The organism is Haloarcula sp. R1-2, assembly GCF_011627385.1.
Lineage (GTDB): Archaea > Halobacteriota > Halobacteria > Halobacteriales > Haloarculaceae > Haloarcula > Haloarcula marismortui.
Genome location: NZ_JAANTG010000001.1, coordinates 942,474 through 962,229, shown reverse-complemented (window position 1 = coordinate 962,229; position 19,756 = coordinate 942,474). Strand labels below are relative to the sequence as shown.

20 protein-coding genes are annotated in these 19,756 nt (G+C 64.2%); 9 read left to right on the top strand and 11 right to left on the bottom strand.

Going from position 1 to position 19,756, the window contains the following annotated elements; translation table 11 throughout:
* Positions 1-2: 2 nt before the first annotated feature.
* Entirely contained in the window at positions 3-704 is a 702-nt protein-coding gene (locus G9C82_RS04770; RefSeq protein ID WP_007188280.1) for an SOS response-associated peptidase, read from the top strand.
* An 8-nt stretch (positions 705-712) separates the two neighbouring features.
* On the opposite strand, the gene G9C82_RS20860 is transcribed toward G9C82_RS04770, so the two are convergent.
* Positions 713-838 carry a hypothetical protein gene (locus G9C82_RS20860; protein ID WP_004963153.1) on the bottom strand — a complete coding sequence of 42 codons (126 nt, stop codon included), beginning with the start codon at positions 836-838 and terminating at the stop codon, positions 713-715.
* A gap of 119 nt (positions 839-957) precedes the next feature.
* On the opposite strand from G9C82_RS20860, the gene cysK reads away from it, so the two are divergent.
* Complete coding sequence (gene cysK, locus G9C82_RS04765; RefSeq protein ID WP_127013501.1) at positions 958-1,887, top strand: cysteine synthase A; 930 nt, start codon at positions 958-960, stop codon at positions 1,885-1,887.
* Between the two features lie 34 nt (positions 1,888-1,921).
* On the opposite strand, the gene G9C82_RS04760 is transcribed toward cysK, so the two are convergent.
* Positions 1,922-2,533 carry a translation initiation factor IF-2 subunit beta gene (locus G9C82_RS04760; RefSeq protein WP_004963147.1) on the bottom strand — a complete coding sequence of 204 codons (612 nt, stop codon included), beginning with the start codon at positions 2,531-2,533 and terminating at the stop codon, positions 1,922-1,924.
* A 97-nt stretch (positions 2,534-2,630) separates the two neighbouring features.
* Between G9C82_RS04760 and G9C82_RS04755 the strand changes: the two genes are divergently transcribed.
* Both G9C82_RS04755 and G9C82_RS04750 read left to right on the top strand, forming a co-directional pair.
* Entirely contained in the window at positions 2,631-3,011 is a 381-nt protein-coding gene (locus G9C82_RS04755; protein ID WP_127013500.1) for a helix-turn-helix transcriptional regulator, read from the top strand.
* A 10-nt stretch (positions 3,012-3,021) separates the two neighbouring features.
* A complete protein-coding gene (locus G9C82_RS04750; RefSeq protein ID WP_127013499.1) occupies positions 3,022-3,741 on the top strand; it encodes a DICT sensory domain-containing protein in 720 nt (239 codons plus the stop codon).
* A 132-nt stretch (positions 3,742-3,873) separates the two neighbouring features.
* Here the strand turns inward: G9C82_RS04750 and G9C82_RS04745 are convergent, their stop codons facing one another.
* The 6 genes from G9C82_RS04745 to G9C82_RS04720 form a co-directional block, all read right to left on the bottom strand.
* The gene (locus G9C82_RS04745; RefSeq protein ID WP_127013498.1) at positions 3,874-5,697 is read right to left on the bottom strand and encodes an L-aspartate oxidase; all 1,824 of its coding nucleotides are present in this window, start codon (positions 5,695-5,697) and stop codon (positions 3,874-3,876) included.
* A gap of 121 nt (positions 5,698-5,818) precedes the next feature.
* On the bottom strand, positions 5,819-7,294 hold the full coding sequence (gene nhaC, locus G9C82_RS04740) for a Na+/H+ antiporter NhaC (protein ID WP_004963135.1): 1,476 nt from the start codon (positions 7,292-7,294) through the stop codon (positions 5,819-5,821).
* Between the two features lie 202 nt (positions 7,295-7,496).
* Positions 7,497-8,621, bottom strand: a complete 1,125-nt coding sequence (locus tag G9C82_RS04735; RefSeq protein WP_127013497.1) for an ABC transporter ATP-binding protein — start codon at positions 8,619-8,621, stop codon at positions 7,497-7,499.
* A 25-nt stretch (positions 8,622-8,646) separates the two neighbouring features.
* A complete protein-coding gene (locus G9C82_RS04730) occupies positions 8,647-10,503 on the bottom strand; it encodes an iron ABC transporter permease (RefSeq protein WP_127013496.1) in 1,857 nt (618 codons plus the stop codon).
* A 12-nt stretch (positions 10,504-10,515) separates the two neighbouring features.
* Positions 10,516-11,640, bottom strand: coding sequence for a thiamine ABC transporter substrate binding subunit (locus G9C82_RS04725; RefSeq protein ID WP_127013495.1), 1,125 nt, complete (start codon positions 11,638-11,640; stop codon positions 10,516-10,518).
* A gap of 64 nt (positions 11,641-11,704) precedes the next feature.
* The gene (locus G9C82_RS04720; protein ID WP_007188288.1) at positions 11,705-12,097 is read right to left on the bottom strand and encodes a DUF5658 family protein; all 393 of its coding nucleotides are present in this window, start codon (positions 12,095-12,097) and stop codon (positions 11,705-11,707) included.
* 122 nt (positions 12,098-12,219) lie between these two features.
* Between G9C82_RS04720 and pdhA the strand changes: the two genes are divergently transcribed.
* The 4 genes from pdhA (at position 12,220) to G9C82_RS04700 (ending at position 16,147) form a co-directional block, all read left to right on the top strand.
* Positions 12,220-13,332, top strand: coding sequence for a pyruvate dehydrogenase (acetyl-transferring) E1 component subunit alpha (pdhA, locus tag G9C82_RS04715; protein WP_127013494.1), 1,113 nt, complete (start codon positions 12,220-12,222; stop codon positions 13,330-13,332).
* Between the two features lie 60 nt (positions 13,333-13,392).
* Positions 13,393-14,097 (top strand): hypothetical protein, encoded by a 705-nt coding sequence (locus tag G9C82_RS04710; protein ID WP_127013830.1) that lies wholly within the window; start codon positions 13,393-13,395, stop codon positions 14,095-14,097.
* Positions 14,098-14,270: 173 nt separating this feature from the next.
* Entirely contained in the window at positions 14,271-15,596 is a 1,326-nt protein-coding gene (locus tag G9C82_RS04705; protein ID WP_127013493.1) for a divalent metal cation transporter, read from the top strand.
* The gene (locus G9C82_RS04700) at positions 15,593-16,147 is read left to right on the top strand and encodes a hypothetical protein (RefSeq protein ID WP_127013492.1); all 555 of its coding nucleotides are present in this window, start codon (positions 15,593-15,595) and stop codon (positions 16,145-16,147) included. The genes G9C82_RS04705 and G9C82_RS04700 overlap by 4 nt, the downstream gene beginning before the upstream one ends.
* Positions 16,148-16,184: 37 nt before the next feature.
* Here G9C82_RS04700 and G9C82_RS04695 read toward each other — a convergent pair whose 3' ends face one another.
* The 3 genes from G9C82_RS04695 to G9C82_RS04685 all read right to left on the bottom strand — a co-directional run bounded on the left by G9C82_RS04695 (position 16,185) and on the right by G9C82_RS04685 (position 18,589).
* Positions 16,185-16,433 (bottom strand): hypothetical protein, encoded by a 249-nt coding sequence (locus G9C82_RS04695; RefSeq protein WP_004963117.1) that lies wholly within the window; start codon positions 16,431-16,433, stop codon positions 16,185-16,187.
* Positions 16,434-16,443: 10 nt separating this feature from the next.
* Positions 16,444-16,599, bottom strand: coding sequence for a hypothetical protein (locus tag G9C82_RS04690; protein ID WP_004963115.1), 156 nt, complete (start codon positions 16,597-16,599; stop codon positions 16,444-16,446).
* A gap of 73 nt (positions 16,600-16,672) precedes the next feature.
* On the bottom strand, positions 16,673-18,589 hold the full coding sequence (locus G9C82_RS04685; protein WP_011222852.1) for a beta-CASP ribonuclease aCPSF1: 1,917 nt from the start codon (positions 18,587-18,589) through the stop codon (positions 16,673-16,675).
* A gap of 265 nt (positions 18,590-18,854) precedes the next feature.
* On the opposite strand from G9C82_RS04685, the gene G9C82_RS04680 reads away from it, so the two are divergent.
* Positions 18,855-19,337, top strand: coding sequence for a hypothetical protein (locus G9C82_RS04680; protein ID WP_004963111.1), 483 nt, complete (start codon positions 18,855-18,857; stop codon positions 19,335-19,337).
* The last annotated feature ends 419 nt before the right edge of the window (positions 19,338-19,756 follow it).

The following is a 19,756-nucleotide window of genomic DNA, read 5'->3' as shown; positions in this document are numbered from 1 at the left end:
TTATGTGTGGCCGCTACAGTTTGTTCTCCCCTCGCGAGGAAATTGAGACGCGGTTCGACGCCGAGTTTTCCTTCGACTACGAGTCCCGATACAACGCCGCTCCGAGTCAGGACCTGCCGGTCATCACCGACGAGTCACCGGGCACAATCCAGCGAATGGAGTGGGGCCTGATTCCGACCTGGGCCGACAGCCGAACGGACCACGGGCATATCAACGCCCGCGCTGAGACCTTGGCCGAGAAACGGTCGTTCGCCGAGGCGTACGAGTCTCGACGCTGTCTGGTCCCTGCTGATGGGTTCTACGAGTGGGTTGAGACGAGCGGCGGCAAGCAACCGTACCGCGTGGCGCTGCCGGACGACGACCTGTTCGCGATGGCGGGACTATACGAGCGGTGGAAGCCGCCACAGCGACAGACTGGGCTGGGAGAGTTCGGTGCAAGCGGCGGTGATTCGGGCGGAGAAGACGATATCGTCGAGTCATTCACGATTGTGACGACCGAACCGAACGAGGCTGTTGCCGACCTCCATCACCGGATGGCCGTCATTCTGGACCCTTCAGAGGAGTCAACGTGGCTTCGCGGCAGCGCCGACGACGTGGCCACACTACTTGACCCGTACGACGGGTCTATGCAGACCTATCCAGTTTCGTCAGCGGTCAACAGCCCTGCCAACGACTCGCCAGAACTCATCGAACCGGTGGGATAGCAACGGCGTTACTCGCTCGGCGTGTTCTGGCGCTTGAACTGGTGCAGCATCTTCCAGAGCGTGTCTTCGTCGACCTGATCTTCGGCGGCGGATAGCTGACGGTACAGGCCCTCAGAGACGGTAATCTCAGGCATTACTGAAACGATTGGCTGGAGACAACATAAGCTTCTGGAGACTCGGAATCGAGTGAATGTATTCGACCCACAGTATTCTGGGTGCTCTGTTACGGGGGCCAATCGTCTTCTCCCGGTGTATGCAGTCGTACGCACAGCGAGACGACGACGGCACTGTCCCAGCCAGCGTGACCGACCTCATCGGCGACACGCCGCTGGTCTGTCTCGACAGCTTCGCAGGCAATCTGCTCGGGAAGGTCGAAGCGGCCAACCCCTACTCGGTGAAGGACCGCATCGCGCTGTACATGGTCGAGGCGGCCGCCGAGTCCGGGGATCTCACCGACGACGGGACGGTCGTCGAAGCGACCAGCGGCAACACCGGTATCGGGCTGGCCGCTGTCTGCGCTGCACGGGGCTACGACTGCGTGCTGACGATGCCTGAATCGATGAGCGAGGAGCGCCGGCAGTTGCTCTCGGGGCTTGGCGCGGACCTCGAACTCACACCGGCCGACGGCGGGATGAGCGGCGCAATCGAGCGCGCGAACGAACTGGCTGACGCGCCGGGCACCGTCCGCGCTCGACAGTTCGAGAACGAGGCGAACCCGCGCGCCCACCGTGAGACAACTGGCCCGGAGATCTGGGCCGATACCGACGGCGACGTGGACGCGGTCGTCGCCGGTGTCGGGACCGGCGGCACGATCACCGGCATCTCGGAGTACATCAAGGAAAGGGTCGGCGCGGACCTCACTTCAGTCGCTGTTGAGCCTGAACAGTCCAAACTGCTCTCGGCGGCTGACCCGGACAGCCACGACATTCAGGGCATCGGGCCCGGGTTCGTGCCGGACATTCTCCGGCGTGACCTCATCGACGAAGTGCGGACCGCGAGTAAGGCTGAATCCGTGGCAGCGTCCCAGCGCCTTGCCAGCGAGGCAGGGATTATGGTCGGCATTTCATCGGGTGCGGCGCTGCACGCGGCCGCGGAGTACGCCACCGAACACCCCGAGGAAACGGTGGTCGTCGTCCTGCCAGACACCGGCGAACGATATCTCTCGACGGACCTCTGGGAATAAGGAAGAAACGTAGCCGCGCCGCGGAAAACAGGCTTCAGGCGACTCGACCGAACGCCAGCGTGCCGCTGATGCTCTCGATGTAGGCTTCGACGACCTGGCCTTCGCGCGCTCCGGAAACGAAAATGGTGTACTTCCCTTTCTCGGCGACGCCGTCGCCCTCGCGGCCAGTGCCGGTAATCTTGACCTCGTAGGTCTCGCCCTCTTCGAGCGTGGGTCGGTCCTGCTGCGTGTTCGAACTCGCACCCTTGGCGACCGGGCGGAACGCACCACAGGCCTGACAGCGCAGCATGTCGACGCCGTCCTCGTTTTTGAGGACGGTGTCGGGCAGGCCACACTCGGAGCAGGTGACGTACTCGGCGATGTACGCGTCAATAGCGGCCTCGAAATCGCTGGTGTCGAACGAGCCGTTGTAGCGGGCTTCGCCGCCGTCGAACTGACCGTTGGTCCCGAACTCGCGCTGGATGGCCCGGTGGAGGTGCTGTGCGTCCCGTGAGACGGCGTCAGCGATTGCCTCTAAGTTTGTCAGGCGTGTGAACGCCCCGTCCGTCTGGCCTTCCGGGTCCGGAATCGAGAGCCGTTCACCGGCCTCCCGGGGCTGGTCTGGTAGCACGTCGTACGCACGCTGTAGAGCGGACTCGTAGTTCATACATTTTAGACGGTGCTGGCACGTAAATGGATTCCGTCACATCTGTGACTAACTACTGGCCAATGATATTAATACTGGGAGTGGATAATTGGTTGACATGGACCAGCACGAGCAGCCTGCAGAGACATCGGGATTACCGTCCGAGCGACTTGATACGCTGCTACGGGCGCTGGCAGCCGAGCCTCGGCGGATGATATACATATACCTCGCCGAACACGATTCGGCCACAGTCACGGAACTCACTGATGTGGTCGTGGGCTGGGTCAAAGCACGTGGACGGGACGCCGACGCCTGCAACTGGGACGATACCCGCACTGCGCTCCACCACCGCCACCTTCCCGCTCTCGATGACGCTGGCATCGTTACCTACGATGCTGACCAGCAGACCGCAACGCTGGCATCGCTGCCGCCGTCGACGACCGAGATTCTTGCGACAATAACCGATCTGGACGGCGCTGAGGCAGACCACGAACACTAACGATGGGCCGATGACAGTCAGCACGCTCCTCCGACGGTTTGAGGGTTCGGACGTAGCGATGACTGTGTACGGCCCGCCCGCAGCGACGGCTGTGGTCGAGCGTCTGGCAAGCCAGGGAATCGACGCCATCTGGCGGAAACTCCCGACCAGCCATCAGGATGCGTTCGTCGTCATCCGTCGGGACGGCGCGTTCGCAGAGACAGTCCCGCTCACCGCGCTGCAGGCGTTCCTGTGTACGCCGGCGATCGGTTCCGACGACAGCGGACCGCCTGACAGTGACCCGGGTCGACAGCTGCTCTACTCGGCGCTCGCGAACACGCTCCTCTCGTCGCTCACGCCGGCACAGTTGCTTGAAACGTCTCGCGAGTTCGAGGACAGGGCCTACCGCGTCGGGAACGGCACCCTTCGAGTGAGCTTCCAGTCGCTGTCGATTTTCCGCTCTCAGCGCGCCCGATACGAGACGCTTGCCAGCGACACGGCCCTCGACATCCACGTGTACGGACAGGCGGACTGGGAGCCGCCGACGATTCCCGGAATCACGTTCCACCCACTCACAGACACCGCCCTCGAACAGGTGTGGTTGCTGGCGTTCGACGCCGCCGGTGACGACCAGAACAAGTGTGCACTCGTTGCTGAGGAAACTGCTGACGGGCCGTTCCGGGGCCTCTGGACGTACAGCCCGCGACTGGTCGACGAAATTATGGCAGCGGTTGTGGCTGTCGAGGAGTAGCCGGCGAAGCCGCGTCGATTTGAAAGACAACACAGCGGATGCTATCCCGGACACAACAGCGGAGCCAAAACCACGAGCCCATCAACGTTTGAGTAGTGCCCCGACAGGCCGAGAGCGTTCCCGGAGCGTCCCCTACTCGAGGTGGTGGTAGTCAAGCTCGTAGCCGACATCGACCGCCTCGCTGACTGCGTCGCTCGGTTCTGCGACACCACGGGTCGTCAGTTCGAGTCCTGTGTCACCCTGGTCCACGAGGATGTTCCGCCGCCAGTCGGGGTCTACGTCGGGCGCATCGGTGCGGTAGTGTGCGCCGCGGGACTCATCGCGCTTGCGCGCACCCAGTAGCAGCGCTTCGGCCACCGTGAGGCTGAACGAGAGGTCGACAGCGAGTTCGAACGACAGGCTGGTCCGGTCGCCGTCAACATGCATGTTGCCCGTCCGCTCGCGGAGGTTTCGGAGCTTCTCCAGCCCTGCCGACACCGACTCGTCAGTGCGGAGGATGCCAGCATGCTCCCACAGCAGGTCGCCGAGGTCTGCCAGCAGTTCCGCCGGCGTCTCGTCGCCGTCCGATGCCTCTAGTTCCCGCAGCGACTGGAACTCACGCTCAGCGATAGCACGCTGCCCGTCCGGCAGGGCCCCGTTGCGGTCGTCGCCTGTCACCTGCGTTGCGACGTGGTCGCCGACGAGCGCGCCGATGGCGACCGTCTCCGCGAGCGAGTTCCCGCCGAGTCGGTTCGCACCGTGCACGCCTGCGACCGTCTCGCCGACGGCATAGAGCCCACCGACGCCGGTTTCGCCGCTCTCGAAATCGATGTCGACGCCGCCCATCGAGTAGTGGGCAGTCGGTGCGACTTCCATCGGCTTCTCGGTGATGTCGACGCCGAGATCCATGAACCGCTCGTACATCCGCGGGAGCCGCGATTTGATGTACTCGTCTTCGCGGTGGGAGATATCCAGATAGACGCCGCCGTTCTCGGTTCCGCGGCCTTCGCGGAGCTCCTGCGCGATGGCGCGGGCGACCACGTCCCGCGCGTCGAGTTCCATTTGGTCCGGCGAGTACTCCTCCATGAACCGCTCGCCATCGGCGTTGAGTAGTCGACCGCCCTCGCCGCGGACCGCCTCGGTGACGAGTCGGCCGTCCCAGTCCTCGCCGTAGCGGTCGCCGACCATCCCCGTTGGGTGGAACTGAACGAACTCCATGTCCATCAGCGACGCGCCGGCTTCGAGCGCCAGCGCCGGGCCGTCGCCGTTGTTCTCCTCATCACGCGAGGAATGGCGGTTGTACAGGGCAGAGGAGCCACCCGCTGCCAGAACGATGTGGTCCGACTCGAAGAGGATGAACTCGCCGCTCTCCATGTCGTAGCCGGCCGCGCCGTAGACCTGATCGCCGTCCGAGAGCAGGCGGGTAATCATCACGTTGTCGCGGTAGGGAATCCCGAGACTCTGTGCCTTGTCGACGAGCGTATCCAGCATCGCCTCGCCTGTCCGGTCGCCGACGAAGCAGGTCCGACGGAACGACTGCGCGCCGAAGTACCGTTGATTGATTTTCCCGTCTTCGGTACGGTCAAACGGCATCCCCCAGTCGTCAAGCTCCCGGATTCGGTCGGGCATATGCTTGGCCGTCAGTTCGACCGCTTTTGGGTCGTTGATGAAATGCCCCTCGTCCAGCGTGTCTGCCGCGTGGATGGTCCAGTCGTCCTCGGGATCGAGCGACCCCAGGGAGGCGTTAATGCCGCCGGCTGCCCACGTCGTGTGCGCGTCGCCGTGGTCCCGTTTACCGATGACCAGCGGCTCGACACCGTTCTCGGCAAGTCCAATTGCGACCCGCGCCCCGGCAGCGCCAGCGCCGACGACCAGCACTGGGACCGACACCGTCTCGTAGTCGACTGCCGGACCCGCGTCGCTCGCCCGACCGTCGGCAGCCTGCTCGCCGTCAGCGGATGGCTTCTGTGGTGTCATCAACTAAAGTAGGGGCTGTGGACTTATGAGGGCTTCGCGCGCACACACACGCGCGATTCAAGACAGAAGACGACTTCCAGATGTGGTCACCGATTCGCTACCGCAGGCGGTTCGGGGCCGATCAGTCTTCGCCCGCTGTCACCGATCCGGCACCACCGGGCCCCGTGGCCGGCTCTTCGCTGTCGGCTCGGTCCGCATAGACGATCTGCCAGCCGGTCACCCCCATGAATAGGAGCACGAGCGGCGAGAGGAAGCCGAAGAAGTAGTACGGCGCGTATTCCAGCGTCGGGACGCCGAGCGTCCCGGCCATGAACAGTCCGCCGCTGCTCCACGGAATAAGCGCACTCGTCGTCGTTCCCGACGCTTCGATGGCTCGGGAGAGGTTCTGACTCTTGAGCCCCTGTTCGTTGTACAGATTACCGAGCGTCATCCCCGGCACCACGATGCTCACGTACTGCTCCGCCGCGAGAATGTTCATCGAGACGGCGGACACAGCGGTGACGCCCGTGAGGCTCGCAACGCTGTGGCAGAGTCGCCCGAGATGGTGGGAGAGCACCGCGAGCACGCCGGCCCGTTCAAGCAGGCCGCCCAGTGCGAGCGCGGCAATCGCAATCGTCACAATCCACGCGCCGCCGGTCAGGCCGCCGCTCTCTAAGAGTCCGTTTACGAGTTCCATGCCCGTCTCTGGGGCTGTCCCGGACTGTGCCGCCGACCACGCAGCGCCGAATCCGGTTCCCTGCACGAGCATTGCGGTCCCAACGCCCGCGAAGACACCTGTCCCGAGCGTCGGCAGGGCGGGGATGCCACGCAGTGCAAGCCCAAAGGTCACGATGACCGGCAAAAACACGAGCGGCGAGACGACGTACGTGCTCTCTATCGCCGCCTGGATTGACGCAACGCGGTTGGCGGGGATAGCCCCAGCCGCTCGCAGCCCGAGGCCGGCGTACAGGACGACGGCAATCGTGAACGCGGCGAGCGTGCCGGCCCGCATCGCGTTGATGTGCTCATACAGGTCCGTGTCTGTCACTGCTGCGGCCAGATTCGTCGTATCCGAGAGCGGGGACTGCTTGTCCCCCGTGTAGGCCCCGCTGAGAATCGCGCCGGCGGTCATCGGCTCTGAAATACCCAGTCCCGAACCGATCCCGATGAGCGCGACCCCGAGCGTCCCGGCCGTCGTCCACGAGGAACCAACGGCGAAGGAGATTATTGCGGAGAGGATAGCTGCTACCGGGAGAAACACCATTGGCGTGAACAGTTCCAGCCCGAAGTACATCAGGCTTGGAATCGTGCCCGCCTGAATCCACGACGCGATGAGCGCATAGACGGTGAACATGATGAGAATCACCCGCATTCCCATGAGCAGGCTACTGGCAATACCGTCGTACAGTTCCGACCACGAGAGCCCGAGGTGGTACCGTGCGAATAGGCCGGTGAAGGCAATTCCCCAGAACAGCGGGAACTGTGGGTCCAGATCGAAGGCAATGAGGCCCACGCTGAGGAACACGATCATCCCCGCGATCGGCACGAGTGCAGCCCCCAATGATGGCCGTTCAGACGGGTCGATATCGTCGAACAGTCGGGGTTCGAACTCGACCATCACTGCCCCCCGTCGCGCCTATTTGACTGGACTCCGGCATGACTCCAGCCTATGGGTGGTGATTTCCGCCAGCCCTGTCGACACGCTCCGATACCCCTCTTCCGACCACTTGCGACGGCACCGCGTGTCATATTGATATCGGCGATAACCACAGGTCGGTTAAAACAGACTCCATTCCGGTGCCGGCGTGGGGATTGATAGCTTACGGCTGTCTGTCGACAACGTGTGCGTCCGCCGGGGCAAAGCCGACTGTCACGGTGCCTGTCGGCGGGTCTTCGGCTCGCAACAGGAGTTCTCGGCCTTCCCAGTCGAGATGAACGCGCGTGGTTTCGCCGAGGAACTCCGCACTCGTGACCGTCGCTGTCACCGCATTTCGGCCGGCGTCGACAGCAAGGCGTTCCGGTCGCACACAGAATGTGAGCCGGTCTCCGGACGAGACAGCCGCGGTCGGGTCGCTGTCACCATTCAGGGCCACTGAGAGCGTGGTATCGTCGACTGTCACGTCTGCGATGGAATATCCACTCTCATCGCCAGAGTTGTCGGCGTCCTCGGCGCGGACGGTCGACCGTACCGCCGTCACCGTACCGCTGAGGACGTTGTTGTCGCCGACGAAGGTGGCGACAAACTCCGTCGCCGGCTCCCGGTAGATGGTCCGCGGTGGCGCGACCTGTTCCGGCGTCCCGTCGCGCATGACCGCAACGCGGTCTGAGACAGCTAGGGCCTCTTCCTGGTCGTGGGTGACGTAAATCGTCGTAATTCCCAGTTCCTGCTGAATCTCGCGGACCTGCACGCGGAGGCGCTCCCGGAGTTTCGCGTCAAGCGCGCTCATCGGCTCGTCGAGCAAGAGTACGTCGGGGCCGGGGGCCAGTGCGCGGGCCATCGCCACCCGCTGCTGCTGGCCGCCCGAGAGCGTGTCGGGGTCCCGGTCCACCATGCCGCCGAGGTCCACCAGCTCAAGCAGTTCGCGCACCCGGGCCTCGTCACTGCCGCCGCCTGGCGGGTCGGTGAACGAGAGCCCGTAGGCGACGTTCTCCCCGACGGTCATGTGCGGGAACAGCGCGTAGTTCTGGAAGACAACGCCTACGTCGCGGTCCTCTGGGGGGACGCCGGTGACGGACTCGCCGCCGAACCGGACTTCGCCCTGCGTCGGGTCCTCGAAGCCGGCGATGAGCCGGAGCGTCGTCGTCTTCCCACAGCCGGAGGGTCCGACCAGCGTGAAGAACTCGCCGTCCCGAACGGAAAGCGACAGGTCCTCGACGGCGGTCGTCTCGCCGTAGCGTCTGGTGACGCCGTCGAGTTCGACGGCCGGCGGGGCGGCCCGGTTCACGGCAGCACCGTCTGCGGGGGGCTCCTTAGAACCCAACCTCGTCACCTCCCAGCCGGTCGATGAGCAGGAAGCTCGCGCTGGTGACCACGAGCAAAACGACGCCCATCGCTGTCGCGGGACCGAGCCGGCGGCCGATGAACCGTTCGATGGCGATTGGCATCGTGAACTGGTTCGTCCCGGAGGCAAGGACAATGGTCGCCGAGAACTCCCCGATAGAGATAGCGAACGCAAAGGCGGCCCCAGCGATGACCGCTGGCCACACGAGCGGCAGTTCAATGTCCAGCAGCGCTCTGGCACGCGGCGCGCCGAGCGCGCGGGCGGATTCGACCAGCGTGTGGTCGACTCCCTCGAGTCCGGGCGCGACCGTCCGAACGACGAACGGGTAGCCGGCGACGGCATGGGCGGCGATGATAGCGAGGCCGCCGCCGACGGCGAGACGAGTCCCGCCGACTTCGACGCCGAAGACGAGGCCCCGGAGCAGGCCGAGGCCGACGACGATGCCAGACACGGCCAGCGGGGCCATCGCGACGGCGTCGACGACCTTCCGGCCGCGGTAGTCACGGGTCGTGAGGACGGCCACGACGACGCCCATCGGCAGGGCAACGGCGAGCGAGGCGACCCCGAACAAAAGCGAGTTCCGGACCGCATCCCACGGCTGGACCTGGAACGATGCGCCGGTCGTCTGGCGGTCGATGAGGAACTGATAGTTCGCCAGCGTCAGCCCCTCCGGGCCGCTGAGGCTGGCGAGTACCATGCTCGCTATCGGCGCGACGAACACCGCCAGCGCGACGACGGCGTAGACAGCGAGCCCCAGTCGGGGGAGCAGTTCACGGACCGATAACGACGGCGGTGTCAGCGGCCGCCGTGGGAGCGGTCGAATCCCCCGCGACCGGACGGTATGCTTGGCCTCGTAGCGGAGATACGCGTACAGCAGGCCCAGCGAGATGCCGAGTTCAATCAGCGCGAGGGCAGCCGCCTCGGCGTACTCCAGGTCGCGGATGAGTCGGTAGACGAACACCTCGACGGTCGCAAGCTGGAAGCCGCCCAAGGCGAGGACGATGGGGAACGTACTGAAGGTGAACACGAACGTCAGCGCCGCGCCCATCAGCACCGATGGATACAGTTGCGGGGCGACCACGTCGCGGAATGCTCGGAAGGGGCTCGCGCCGAGGCTCCGGGCCGTCTCGACCGCACTGGCGTCGACAGACTCCCAGGCGGCGGTGGTCACCCGCGCCACGAGGGGCGCGTTGTAGAACGCGTGGGCGATGACAACAGCCTCTAGCGTAAACAGGAGATTCACCTGTCCCAGACCGAGCGCGCCGAGCACGGCGTTGAGCGTCCCGTTCCGGCCGAACGTGGCGACGAAGCCCACCCCGACCATTATCGACGGGAGGACGAAGGGGAGAATCGTTAGCGACCGGAGCGTTCGCCGACCGGGGAACTCATAACGAGCGAGCAGATACGCTGCCGGCAGGCCGAGGGCGACGCTGGCAACGGTTGAGAGGGCCGCCTGATATGCCGTGAAGCCGATGACGCCCAGCCGCCGGTCCGGCGACAGGACGCTCTCGATGACGGCTCCCACTTGTTCGCCAGCGAGCAACCGCGCGGGCTCCCCGAAATAGAACGGGTCCTGCAGTATCGAGACGAACACCCGTCCCGTCCAGCGGCCGTCGACGAGGACGCTGTCGATAAAGACTGTCGCCACCGGGTAGTAGAAGATGCCGAGCAACAGCGCGATAGTGCCGACCGCGAGCCCGACGATTGCCCGACGCTCGATAGTGTTGCGGACGGTTCGGCCTCGCTTGCTGGATGGACTACTCGCTGTCTCTGTCATCTTTTCGCTGTCGGCACCATCCGCGCCGCCGTCGAAATCTCGGGCCACAGTCTGTCGTCGTTAGTTCGAGGCGAACTGCCGTTCCCAGTCGGAGATCCAGCCCGAGACGGAGCCCTTGAGTTCGTCGTAGCCGAACGTGACTGGTTCCGGGGGCTCTTGGGCCAGTTCGGCGTAGTCCTCGGGGAGGTCGGCTGATTCTGTTGCCGGGAACTGGACGTTCCGGACGGCGATTTCGCCCTGGATTTCCGGGCGCAGCAGGAAGCCCATGAACTCCCGGGCGAGGTCGGGCGTGTCCGCTCCATCGAAGACCGCCATCCCTTCCGGGTTGGCGTAGCCCTGGTCGTTCAGGAAGCGGATCTGGTGTTCTTCCAGATTGGCGTCGTTCTGGTCCGCGAACACCTGGTCGGTGGAGTAGGAGACGACCATCGGCGCTTCGCCGCCCGACCACGCGCTGTAGGCATCGCTCCAGGAGCCAAGCACCCGAACGTCGTTGTCCTGCAGGTCGCTCCAGTAGTCCAGATAGCCGTCCGGGCCGAACTGCTTGACCGTGTGCAGCAGGAACGCCCGCCCGGTCGCTGAACTGGCAGGGTTCTGCGTGATGAGGTCGCCAGCGTGTTCCTCAGCAAGGAGGCCATCGAAGGTCTCCGGCGCTGTGGTCGCTGTGCCGTCGAACACCAGGCTGATGTAGCCAGTGTCGTAGGGAATCGCCCGCCCGTCGGGGTCGAATTGCAGCCCAGATTTGATGTCGTCCTGTCCAGCCACATCGCCGACATCGGCGAACAGCCCGTCGTCAAGGTTTTCGTCAACTCGGACGAGGTGGTCGGTGTTCAGTCCGAGGTACATATCCGCCTCAATGTCGACGCCGGCGTTCCGGCGCTCGATGTAGTGGTTGACCTCGTTGCTCGGTGTCTGCCAGATCAGGCGGGCGTCGAACTCCTCCTCGAAGCGCTGTTTCACCCACGCGCCTGGACTCGTCGACGGCGAGTCGACGAACGCGCTGTAGGTCCCGACGACGAGCGTTTCCTCTACATCGCCGGCGTCGCCGGTACTCGTCCCGGAGGCGGTTGACTCGTCCGTGTTCGACGCCCCGGTGCTCGATTCGTCGCTGCCGCCCAGCCCCGCACAGCCGGCAAACGAGACGGACACCGTCGCGCCGGCCGCTGTCAGGAAAGACCGTCTATCCATTACACCGTGGTCACACCCAGTGGTACTTAATCCCGCTGTTCCTGAATCCTGACGCCTCAGCGCTTCAAATGCCCGCAACAGCCGTTATTACCCCACGGTACTGCAGGATGGTGACTGAGTTGTAGGCAACGACCGCGAGCGTCACCACGGCAAAGAGGGCAAGAAAGACCGTCGCGTTGCGCTCGGAGAGCAGTCGCCATCCGGCGACCAGCCACAGCATCGCCCCGAACTTCACCAGCCAGAGGCCAGCCAGCCCGAACTCCGCAAGCATCGTGCTGACGACGGCGTTCCCCTCCTGCAGACCGACCGTGAGGCCGGTCATCGTCAGGAGGATATCTCCGACTGTTGCGACGAGGATGACGGTCCAGAGTACCGCATGGGTGTGCGATAGGTGGTGGTCTCGCCAGAACGTCACCCGCTCACTGTCCGCCGCTGGGCCCTCTTTGCCGAGCATCATGGATACGTTGGGCGGACACGGCATGAATACTCGGGTCAGGACGTCGGCGCGTGCTGGAGTGGCTCGACTGACCGGAGCCGAACACAGCTTTTTGACGGTCCTCTCCGAGTGTAGGGTACGAAATGACACAGGACGTTTTCAATCGGGCGCCCGACGACCGGGTACAGGCGCTCGATTCAGACGGTGAGATCGTCGACCCGGACCTCATTCCGGACCTGTCCGACGAGGCGCTGGTGTCGATGTACCGCGATATGCGCTTTGCCCGCCGGTTCGACGAGCGGATGATAAGCCTCCAGCGACAGGGCCGACTCGGCACCTACTCGTCGCTGGCGGGTCAGGAGGGGTCACAGGTCGGGTCGACGTACGCGCTGGCCGACGAGGACACGATCTTCTATCAGTACCGGGAACACGGCGCACTTGTGGCTCGCGGGCTCCCCTGGGAGTACGTCCTCTACTGGATGGGTCACGAAGCGGGCAACGCCGCTCTTGGCGACGTGAACGTGTTCCCGCTGAACATCTCTATCGGCGCGCATCTCCCCCACGCTGTCGGCTGGTCGTGGGCAGCAAAAAAAAGGGGCGATGAGCGGGCTGGCGTCGTCCACTTCGGCGACGGGGCCACCAGCGAGGGAGACTTCCACGAGGCGATGAACTTCGCCGGCGTGTTCGAGACGCCGACGGTGTTCTTCTGCAACAACAACCAGTGGGCTATCTCTGTCCCCCGAGAGCGCCAGACCGCCAGTCAGACGCTGGCACAGAAGGCCGACGCCTACGGCTTCGACGGCGTGCAGGTCGACGGGATGGACCCCCTGGCGACCTACTCCGTCACCGAGGCCGCCAGAGAGCGGGCTGTGGGAGCAAACGGCGGCGAGCAGGAACCAATTTTCATCGAGGCTGTCCAGTACCGCTTCGGCGCGCACACGACCGCCGACGACCCGGACGTGTACCGGGACGACGCGGAGGTCGAAGAGTGGCGCGAACGCGACCCGCTGGACCGCATGGAGGCGTTCCTCAGAAACTGCAATCTGCTGGACGACGGAAAAATTGACGTGATGGACGACACCATCGACGAGCGCCTCGGCGAGATTATTGACAACGCTGAGTCCCATGCGCCGGACCCGACGGACCTCTTTACCGACGTGTACGACGAATCGACATCGAACATTGATGAACAGCGGGAGTACTTCGAGGGCCTCCGCGAGCGCCACGGCGACGACGCCCTGCTGGAGTCCGAGTAGCCGACCGAGCCTGTTATTGCCGTCCCGTCGCTTCCGTCTACTGTGACAGAGTGGCCACCGGTGGACCCCGCCGACGCAACGGCCGTTGCACAGCAGCGTGACGAACTGGTCGCGGCGGTCCGGGACCACGCCGGACAGGTCGCCTACCAGCTCGCTCGGCTGGAGGGCGGCGACTACGGACAGGCGGACATCGAGACCGACCGCGGCGAGTGGACCGTCAAGTACGAGGGCGGCGACCTGGAGTACCTGCGGTTCTCGCCGTCGCGCGGCTCGGATACGTATGTCATCTCGACCAAGCAGCCGCCAGAGCCGGAGCCGCTAGCGACCGCGCTCGCCGACTACGACGCCTTTGTCGAGGGGTTCAACGACTACGTCGCGTCGCTCGACGGCGTGCTCGACGACGTGTCGACAGAGTTCCCGGAAATCGCAACAACCGATGGCGTCGTGGCCGAACGCGACCGTGTCCTCGGCCGCGTCCGCGAAATCTGTGACCAGATCGCGCGGGAACTCCAGCGTTACGAGGGCGGCGACTACGGGACCTTCACCGACCGAATCGGCGGCACGCGCTGGGAACTCAAATGGGACACTGACGGCGCGTCGTACCTCCGGGTCGGCGGGAGCAACGGGCTCTATCTCCTCTCGCAGTACGAACCCCCTTCGGCAGCCGACATCCGCGAGTACGCCCCGCAGTTCGCGGATTTCGTCGACGCATACAACGACCACGTCGACGAACTGGAATCGGACCTCGGAACCGTCGAACTCTGAGCCGACGCAGTCTGTACTCTTTCTGGTAGCGGTCCGCCCGGTGAGCGTGTGGTCTGTCAATTCGGCCAGCGCTTCCATTTTCCGTAATCGCAGTACAGCAGTTGAATTACTGCCGAATACCACCGAACAATATGTCGGCAGTGTTTTCAGGGGGCCTCACCCAAGCCGGAGGTATGAGTTCGACCGAAACCGTCGATAGTTCGGCTGTGAGCAGCGGGACAATCAGTGATTACGTCGAAGCGATGGGACCGTCCTGGATTGCGGGCGCAATCGCCGCCGGCCCAGCAACGATAGCCAGCCTCGTCACTGCTGGGGGTGCGTTCGGCTACAGTCTCCTGTGGGTCGTCGTCCTCTCCGCAGGGGCGGGGGCGCTGGCGCAGTATCTCGCGATGCGGCTGGGACTGCTGACCGAGCGTGGCATTGTCGCCGTCGTCGAGGACCACCTCGGCGAAACGTGGGCGTGGCTACTGGTCGGGGACGCGGTACTCGCCGCCGGCGTGGCACAGCTCGTCATCATGAAGACCGTCGCTACCGTTTCGGCAACGGTAACCGGTATCGACGCGCGCATCTGGGGCGTCGTCTGGGCGCTCATCCTCGCAGCAGGGCTGGCGGGCGGGGGCTATCGCTTCCTCGAACTGGCCGCGAAAGTCCTCGTCCTGCTGGTCGTCGTCGCGTTCGTCGCCAGTCTGTTCGTCGTGCCCATCGACGCCGGCGCGGCGGTGGCCGGACTGGTCCCCTCGGTCCCGTCCGGGAGCGCACTGGTCGCGGCCGGCATCCTCGGCGGCGCGGTCCACATCACGCTCATCACGATGCATTCCTACACGATGCGGGCACGCGGCTGGACCCGCGAGGACTACGACCTCGCGACGGTCGACGTGGGGGCGTCGATGCTGATGGCCTTTGGCATCTATAGCCTCGCCATCTTTCTGGTGACGGCGAGCGTGCTCACCTCCGGCGACCTCACGACGGTCGGCGCTGCGGAGGCCCTCGGACCGCTAGTCGGCGACAGCGCCCGCTGGCTGTTCCTGCTCGGCCTCTGGGGTGCTGCCGTGTCGACGCTCGGGGGCAACACCATCGTCCCGCCGTTCCTGCTCGCGGACAAACTCGGCTGGGGCACCACTATCGAGGATAACCGTTATCGCGGCCTGCTCGCCGCCGTTGCGCTGCTGTCTGCTCCGGGCGCGTTCATCGGCGGGAACGTCCTCGGGCAACTCGTCCTCGTGCTCGCGCTCGGCACGGTCGGCACGCCGTTCGCCATCGCCCTTGTCCTCTATCTCCTGAACTCTGCTGCGGTTCCGGAGTCGAACTCGCTGCTCGCCAACGTCGGCGGGCTGGCGCTCATCGCTGTTTCGGGCGGGTTGGCCGCGAACTTCGTTGTCGAACAGCTCGGCGGGGGCGTCGGCCCACTTTCAGGGTTCGTGCTGGCGTTCGCTATTGCGCTCGGTCTCGCTATGGCTGGCCTCGGCGGGAAGTTCCTCCGGGAGGAACTCCTCGCGTGACCGGTCTCCAGTTCCCGCTCTCGGGGTCGACGCTCGTCACTGGTCCCTCCAACGCCGGCAAGACGCGGACGACCGCGGCCGCCCTCAACGCCTGGCTTGACAGCGAGGGCACCGAGGGTGTTGTCGTCCTCGATTTCGCACCCGAACTCGAACGCGACGGGACAATTCTGGGCGGTCGCCTTGACCGCTTCACCACTGTGCCGGAGGCGGTCTGGCTCGGTCGCATTGACGCCAGTGCACCGCGGGCTGAGAGCGAGACGGCCGAGCAGGCGGTCGCGCTCGCCCGGGACAACGCTCGCCGTGCCGAGCAACAGCTGGACGCACTCCCGGAGACTCCCCGGGCGGTGTTCGTCAACGACGCGACGATTCCGTTCCAGCACGATTCCGTTGCGGTCAGCCGGCTCACCGGATACTGTGAGAAGGCGGACGTAGCCGTCCTCAACGCCTTCGACAGCAACGAGCTGGGCGTCGATGACCCGGTGTCTCGGGCCGAGCGGGACGCGCTCGACCGACTCCGGCACTGGGCCGACCGGACCGTCGACCTGTCGTAGTCACCGTCGGTCGCATCCCGGACGCGCCAGCGGCTCGCTACTGCCCGCCGCGTTTCCGGAACCAGACGCGCTCGCCGACCGGACTTTCGTCGTCGCCGATGTCTAGCCGACTGACGAACAGGTCCCGAATGGCCATGGTGACGACGAGCTCAGCTGGCTCACTGGACTCGTCTTCGACAGTGACGACACAGTGGCCATCGCGCTCCGCTATCTCGGTGATTGTGCCGACCGTCCAGCGGTCGCGGTGGTGTGACGGTTCCTGTGCGTGAATGCGGTCGTGATTCATCCGAGTTATTTCAGCGGTTCCACTCGTAGAACCACCACGCGCCGCCGAGCACTATCAGGCCGATTCCAAGCGTCGATGTCGCAGGTTCCGGGATGATGAACAGCACGAGTCCGATGAGTACCATCCCGACCGGTTCGAGCTCGTCGAGATACTGGATGATGTCCATACGTGCTGCTTCACCCGCTTGCGGTATAGAGGTTTGTCTGACTACTGACCGCGAACAGAGAGCAGCGACCGGGTCAGCGGAAGCGGAACGTTTCGAGGTTCTCCGGCGCGAAGGTCCGGATGTTCTGGTCGTGGTACAGCGACGAGGAGAGGTCCTGTGTCGCGGATTCGTCGCCGTGCACGCAGAGGATTTTCTCAGGTCGGGGGTTCATCGTCTTCACGAAGTTCTCGAGCCCTTGTCGGTCGGCGTGCCCGGAGAAGCCGTCGACCGTTTCGACGGTCATCTCCAGTGGGACCTTCTCGTTGCGTCCGCTGCCGCTGACAGGAACCTCGTCGATGCCGCGCTGGATTCGCTTGCCGAGTGTGCCCTCCGCCTGGTAGTCGACGAAGGTGAGCGTCGAATCCGGGTCCGGGCCGAGCTGGTCGAGCCAGGACATAACCGGGCCGCCGGTGAGCATCCCGGACGTAGAGAGGATGATACAGGAATCGCCGTCGGCGATCTCTTCCCGTTCCTCGTCACCGCCGTCGATAGGATTGAACCGGTCAGCCAAGAACGGGTTCTTGTCTTCGTCGAAGATGCGATCCTGCAGGCCGTCGCGGAGATACTCGGGGTAGGTCGTGTGAACGGCTGTCGCCTCCCAGATCATTCCATCAAGATGGACCGGCATCTCGGGGATGTCGCCGTTCCGCATCGCCTCTTCGAGGACGAGCATGAGTTCCTGGGACCGCCCCACGGCGAAGGTCGGAATGAGGACCTTCCCGTTGCGGTCGTAGGCGTTCTGGATGATCTGCTTGAGCTTTCGCTCCGAGTCTTCCTGGTCGGTCTGGTAGTCGTTGCGGCCGCCGTAGGTCGACTCCAGCACGAGCGTTTCGACCCGGGGGAAGTCGTTGACAGCGCCGTCGAACAGACGCGTGTCGTCGTAGTGGATATCGCCGGAGAAGGCGACGTTGTACAGCCCGTCGCCGACGTGGAAGTGACACACTGATGAGCCCAAAATGTGGCCGGCGTTGTGCAGTGTCAGCTTGATGTCGGGCGCGATGTCCGTCACGTCACCGTACTCCAGCGGGATGGTGTGTTTGATCGCCTCACGGACCATCTCGGAGTCGTACGGCGGGGTGCGGCCGTCGTCCGCGGCGGTGTCGAGGTGATCGAGTGTCAGGAGTCCCATCAGGTCCCGTGTCGGCTCAGTGCAGTAGATGGGGCCGTCGTAGCCGTACTCGAACAGGAGCGGGACCAGCGCTGAGTGGTCGAGATGTGCGTGGGTCAGGACGACGGCGTCGATGCCGTTGGTCCCGGCACCGAACGCCTCCGGAATGTCCAGATACGGCTGCTCGCCGTTGGCACCGGGCTTGTTACCGCAGTCGATGAGGATTCGCGTGTCCGGCGTCGAGAGGATGAACGCAGCGCGGCCGACCTCCCGACAGCAGCCCAGCGTCGTAATGCGGACGTACTCGTCGTCCGACATCGGCTCGCGGTGGATCTGCCGGCCGACGCGTTCGAGGATGTCACGGCGGTCCTCGCGCTCCTGTTTGAGGAAGTTCCGGACGTTCTCGACTGTCGAGGACTCGATGGGTGGCGTCCGAACGACCTCGGGTGTCCACCCGACCTCCTGCGTGATCTCACGCAGGGTCGAGCCGCGTCGACCGATGACGACGCCGGGCTTCTGTGCCTGGACGACGACTTCACCGGTGTCAGCGTGGAAATTCAGGTCCATGACGCCGGCTTCCTCGGGGATGAGCTCCCGGATCGCCTCTTCGGCCTCGGCTGGCGGGGCCAGTACGTCCGGGTCCGGTCGGACCGTGATGCGTTTCCGGAGCTTCGATGCGAGCCGGCGAACGAGGTCGCTGTTCGCGGCGAACTCCTTCGGGTCACGCGTGTATATGACGAGTTCCGGTCCCTCGTACGTGACATCCGAGACGGAGATACGGCGCGGGACTTCCTCGTCGATCGTTGCCTTCACGTCTTCGAGTTGCTTGTCTACAGTGCTCATAGCTCAAAACGGGTCATCCCGGTAGCGGGGCCGTCCACGGCTGGTGCGGGCCGACCTGGTGCCGCGGGATGTACGCTCTCTAATAAAGTCATCAGTTATCGGTGAGTTGCCTCCGGACGTGGAGAGATGTCCGGAAAACCGTCCTCTATTTCTCAGTATTCCCCTCGTGTTATAAAAGCCTTCGCAATACGGAGGTCGGAACTGTCCCGCAGTCGCCGCTCTGTGCGCCCACAAGCGGTAAGCGGCCTCCACGTGAGACCCCAGCATGCGACTGACGCCTGAAACTGTCCACGAAGAGTACGACTGGGTGCAGGAGCGGGGCGACGACGTTGTCCCGCTAGTAAACGAAACGCGAGCCTATCTGGGTTCGCAGTTCGGTGTTGACGTTGACACGCTCACAGACGACGCCTACACGGCTGCTATCGACGAGGTGTTCGCCGACGGCGACCGGGCGGTCAACGTCGCCGCGCTGGTCCGTTTGCTCCGAGGACTGGACGTTACTGACGATTACCCGGGGTTTGTCGTCGACGAACTCCTCGGCCGCGAGTTGGCGGCTATGATCGCCGGTGAGCAACCGCTCCGACTGCTTGCAGAGGCGACCTTCCACCTTGCGGACGTACGAACCCACGGCGATGACACAGCCACTGCGGGTGCTGACGATCTTGATGCTGCGCTCGCGGCTGGGGTCCAGACACGCGTCCCGGGTTGGCCGTGGCAACAGACTGAGAATCCGTTCGCTGTGGAGTGAAATCGGGTATACTGTTGCTGTACCTGTCTGTTATGTTTTCTGCCATTTAAATCCTAAATATAACGAGTATTATGTTATTTTAGGGAGGAAATATGACCCAAGAATGGGATTGTGACTATACAGATAGTCCCAATGCATGTTTGGTGAGCCGGTTCCGAGTCAGTGTCCAGAGTGCGGAGTAGTCGCTGTCCGGATACACAGGGTTGCACCGTCCTTTCACGAGCGCGGAGACGAGTGGAGCATCCGTGCCGAGTGCCGCGATTGTCACGATTACACCGAGTGGTTCGACTGACTGAAAGGGGGCCGTAAGCGTGGTGTTGCAGTCTACTGCAGCCTCTGGGTATTGCTGGAGCGGCCGTTCACATCCCTCACCGTCTCCCTATTGGGTAGTTACCATTGTACTGACCATGTAGCCTCCG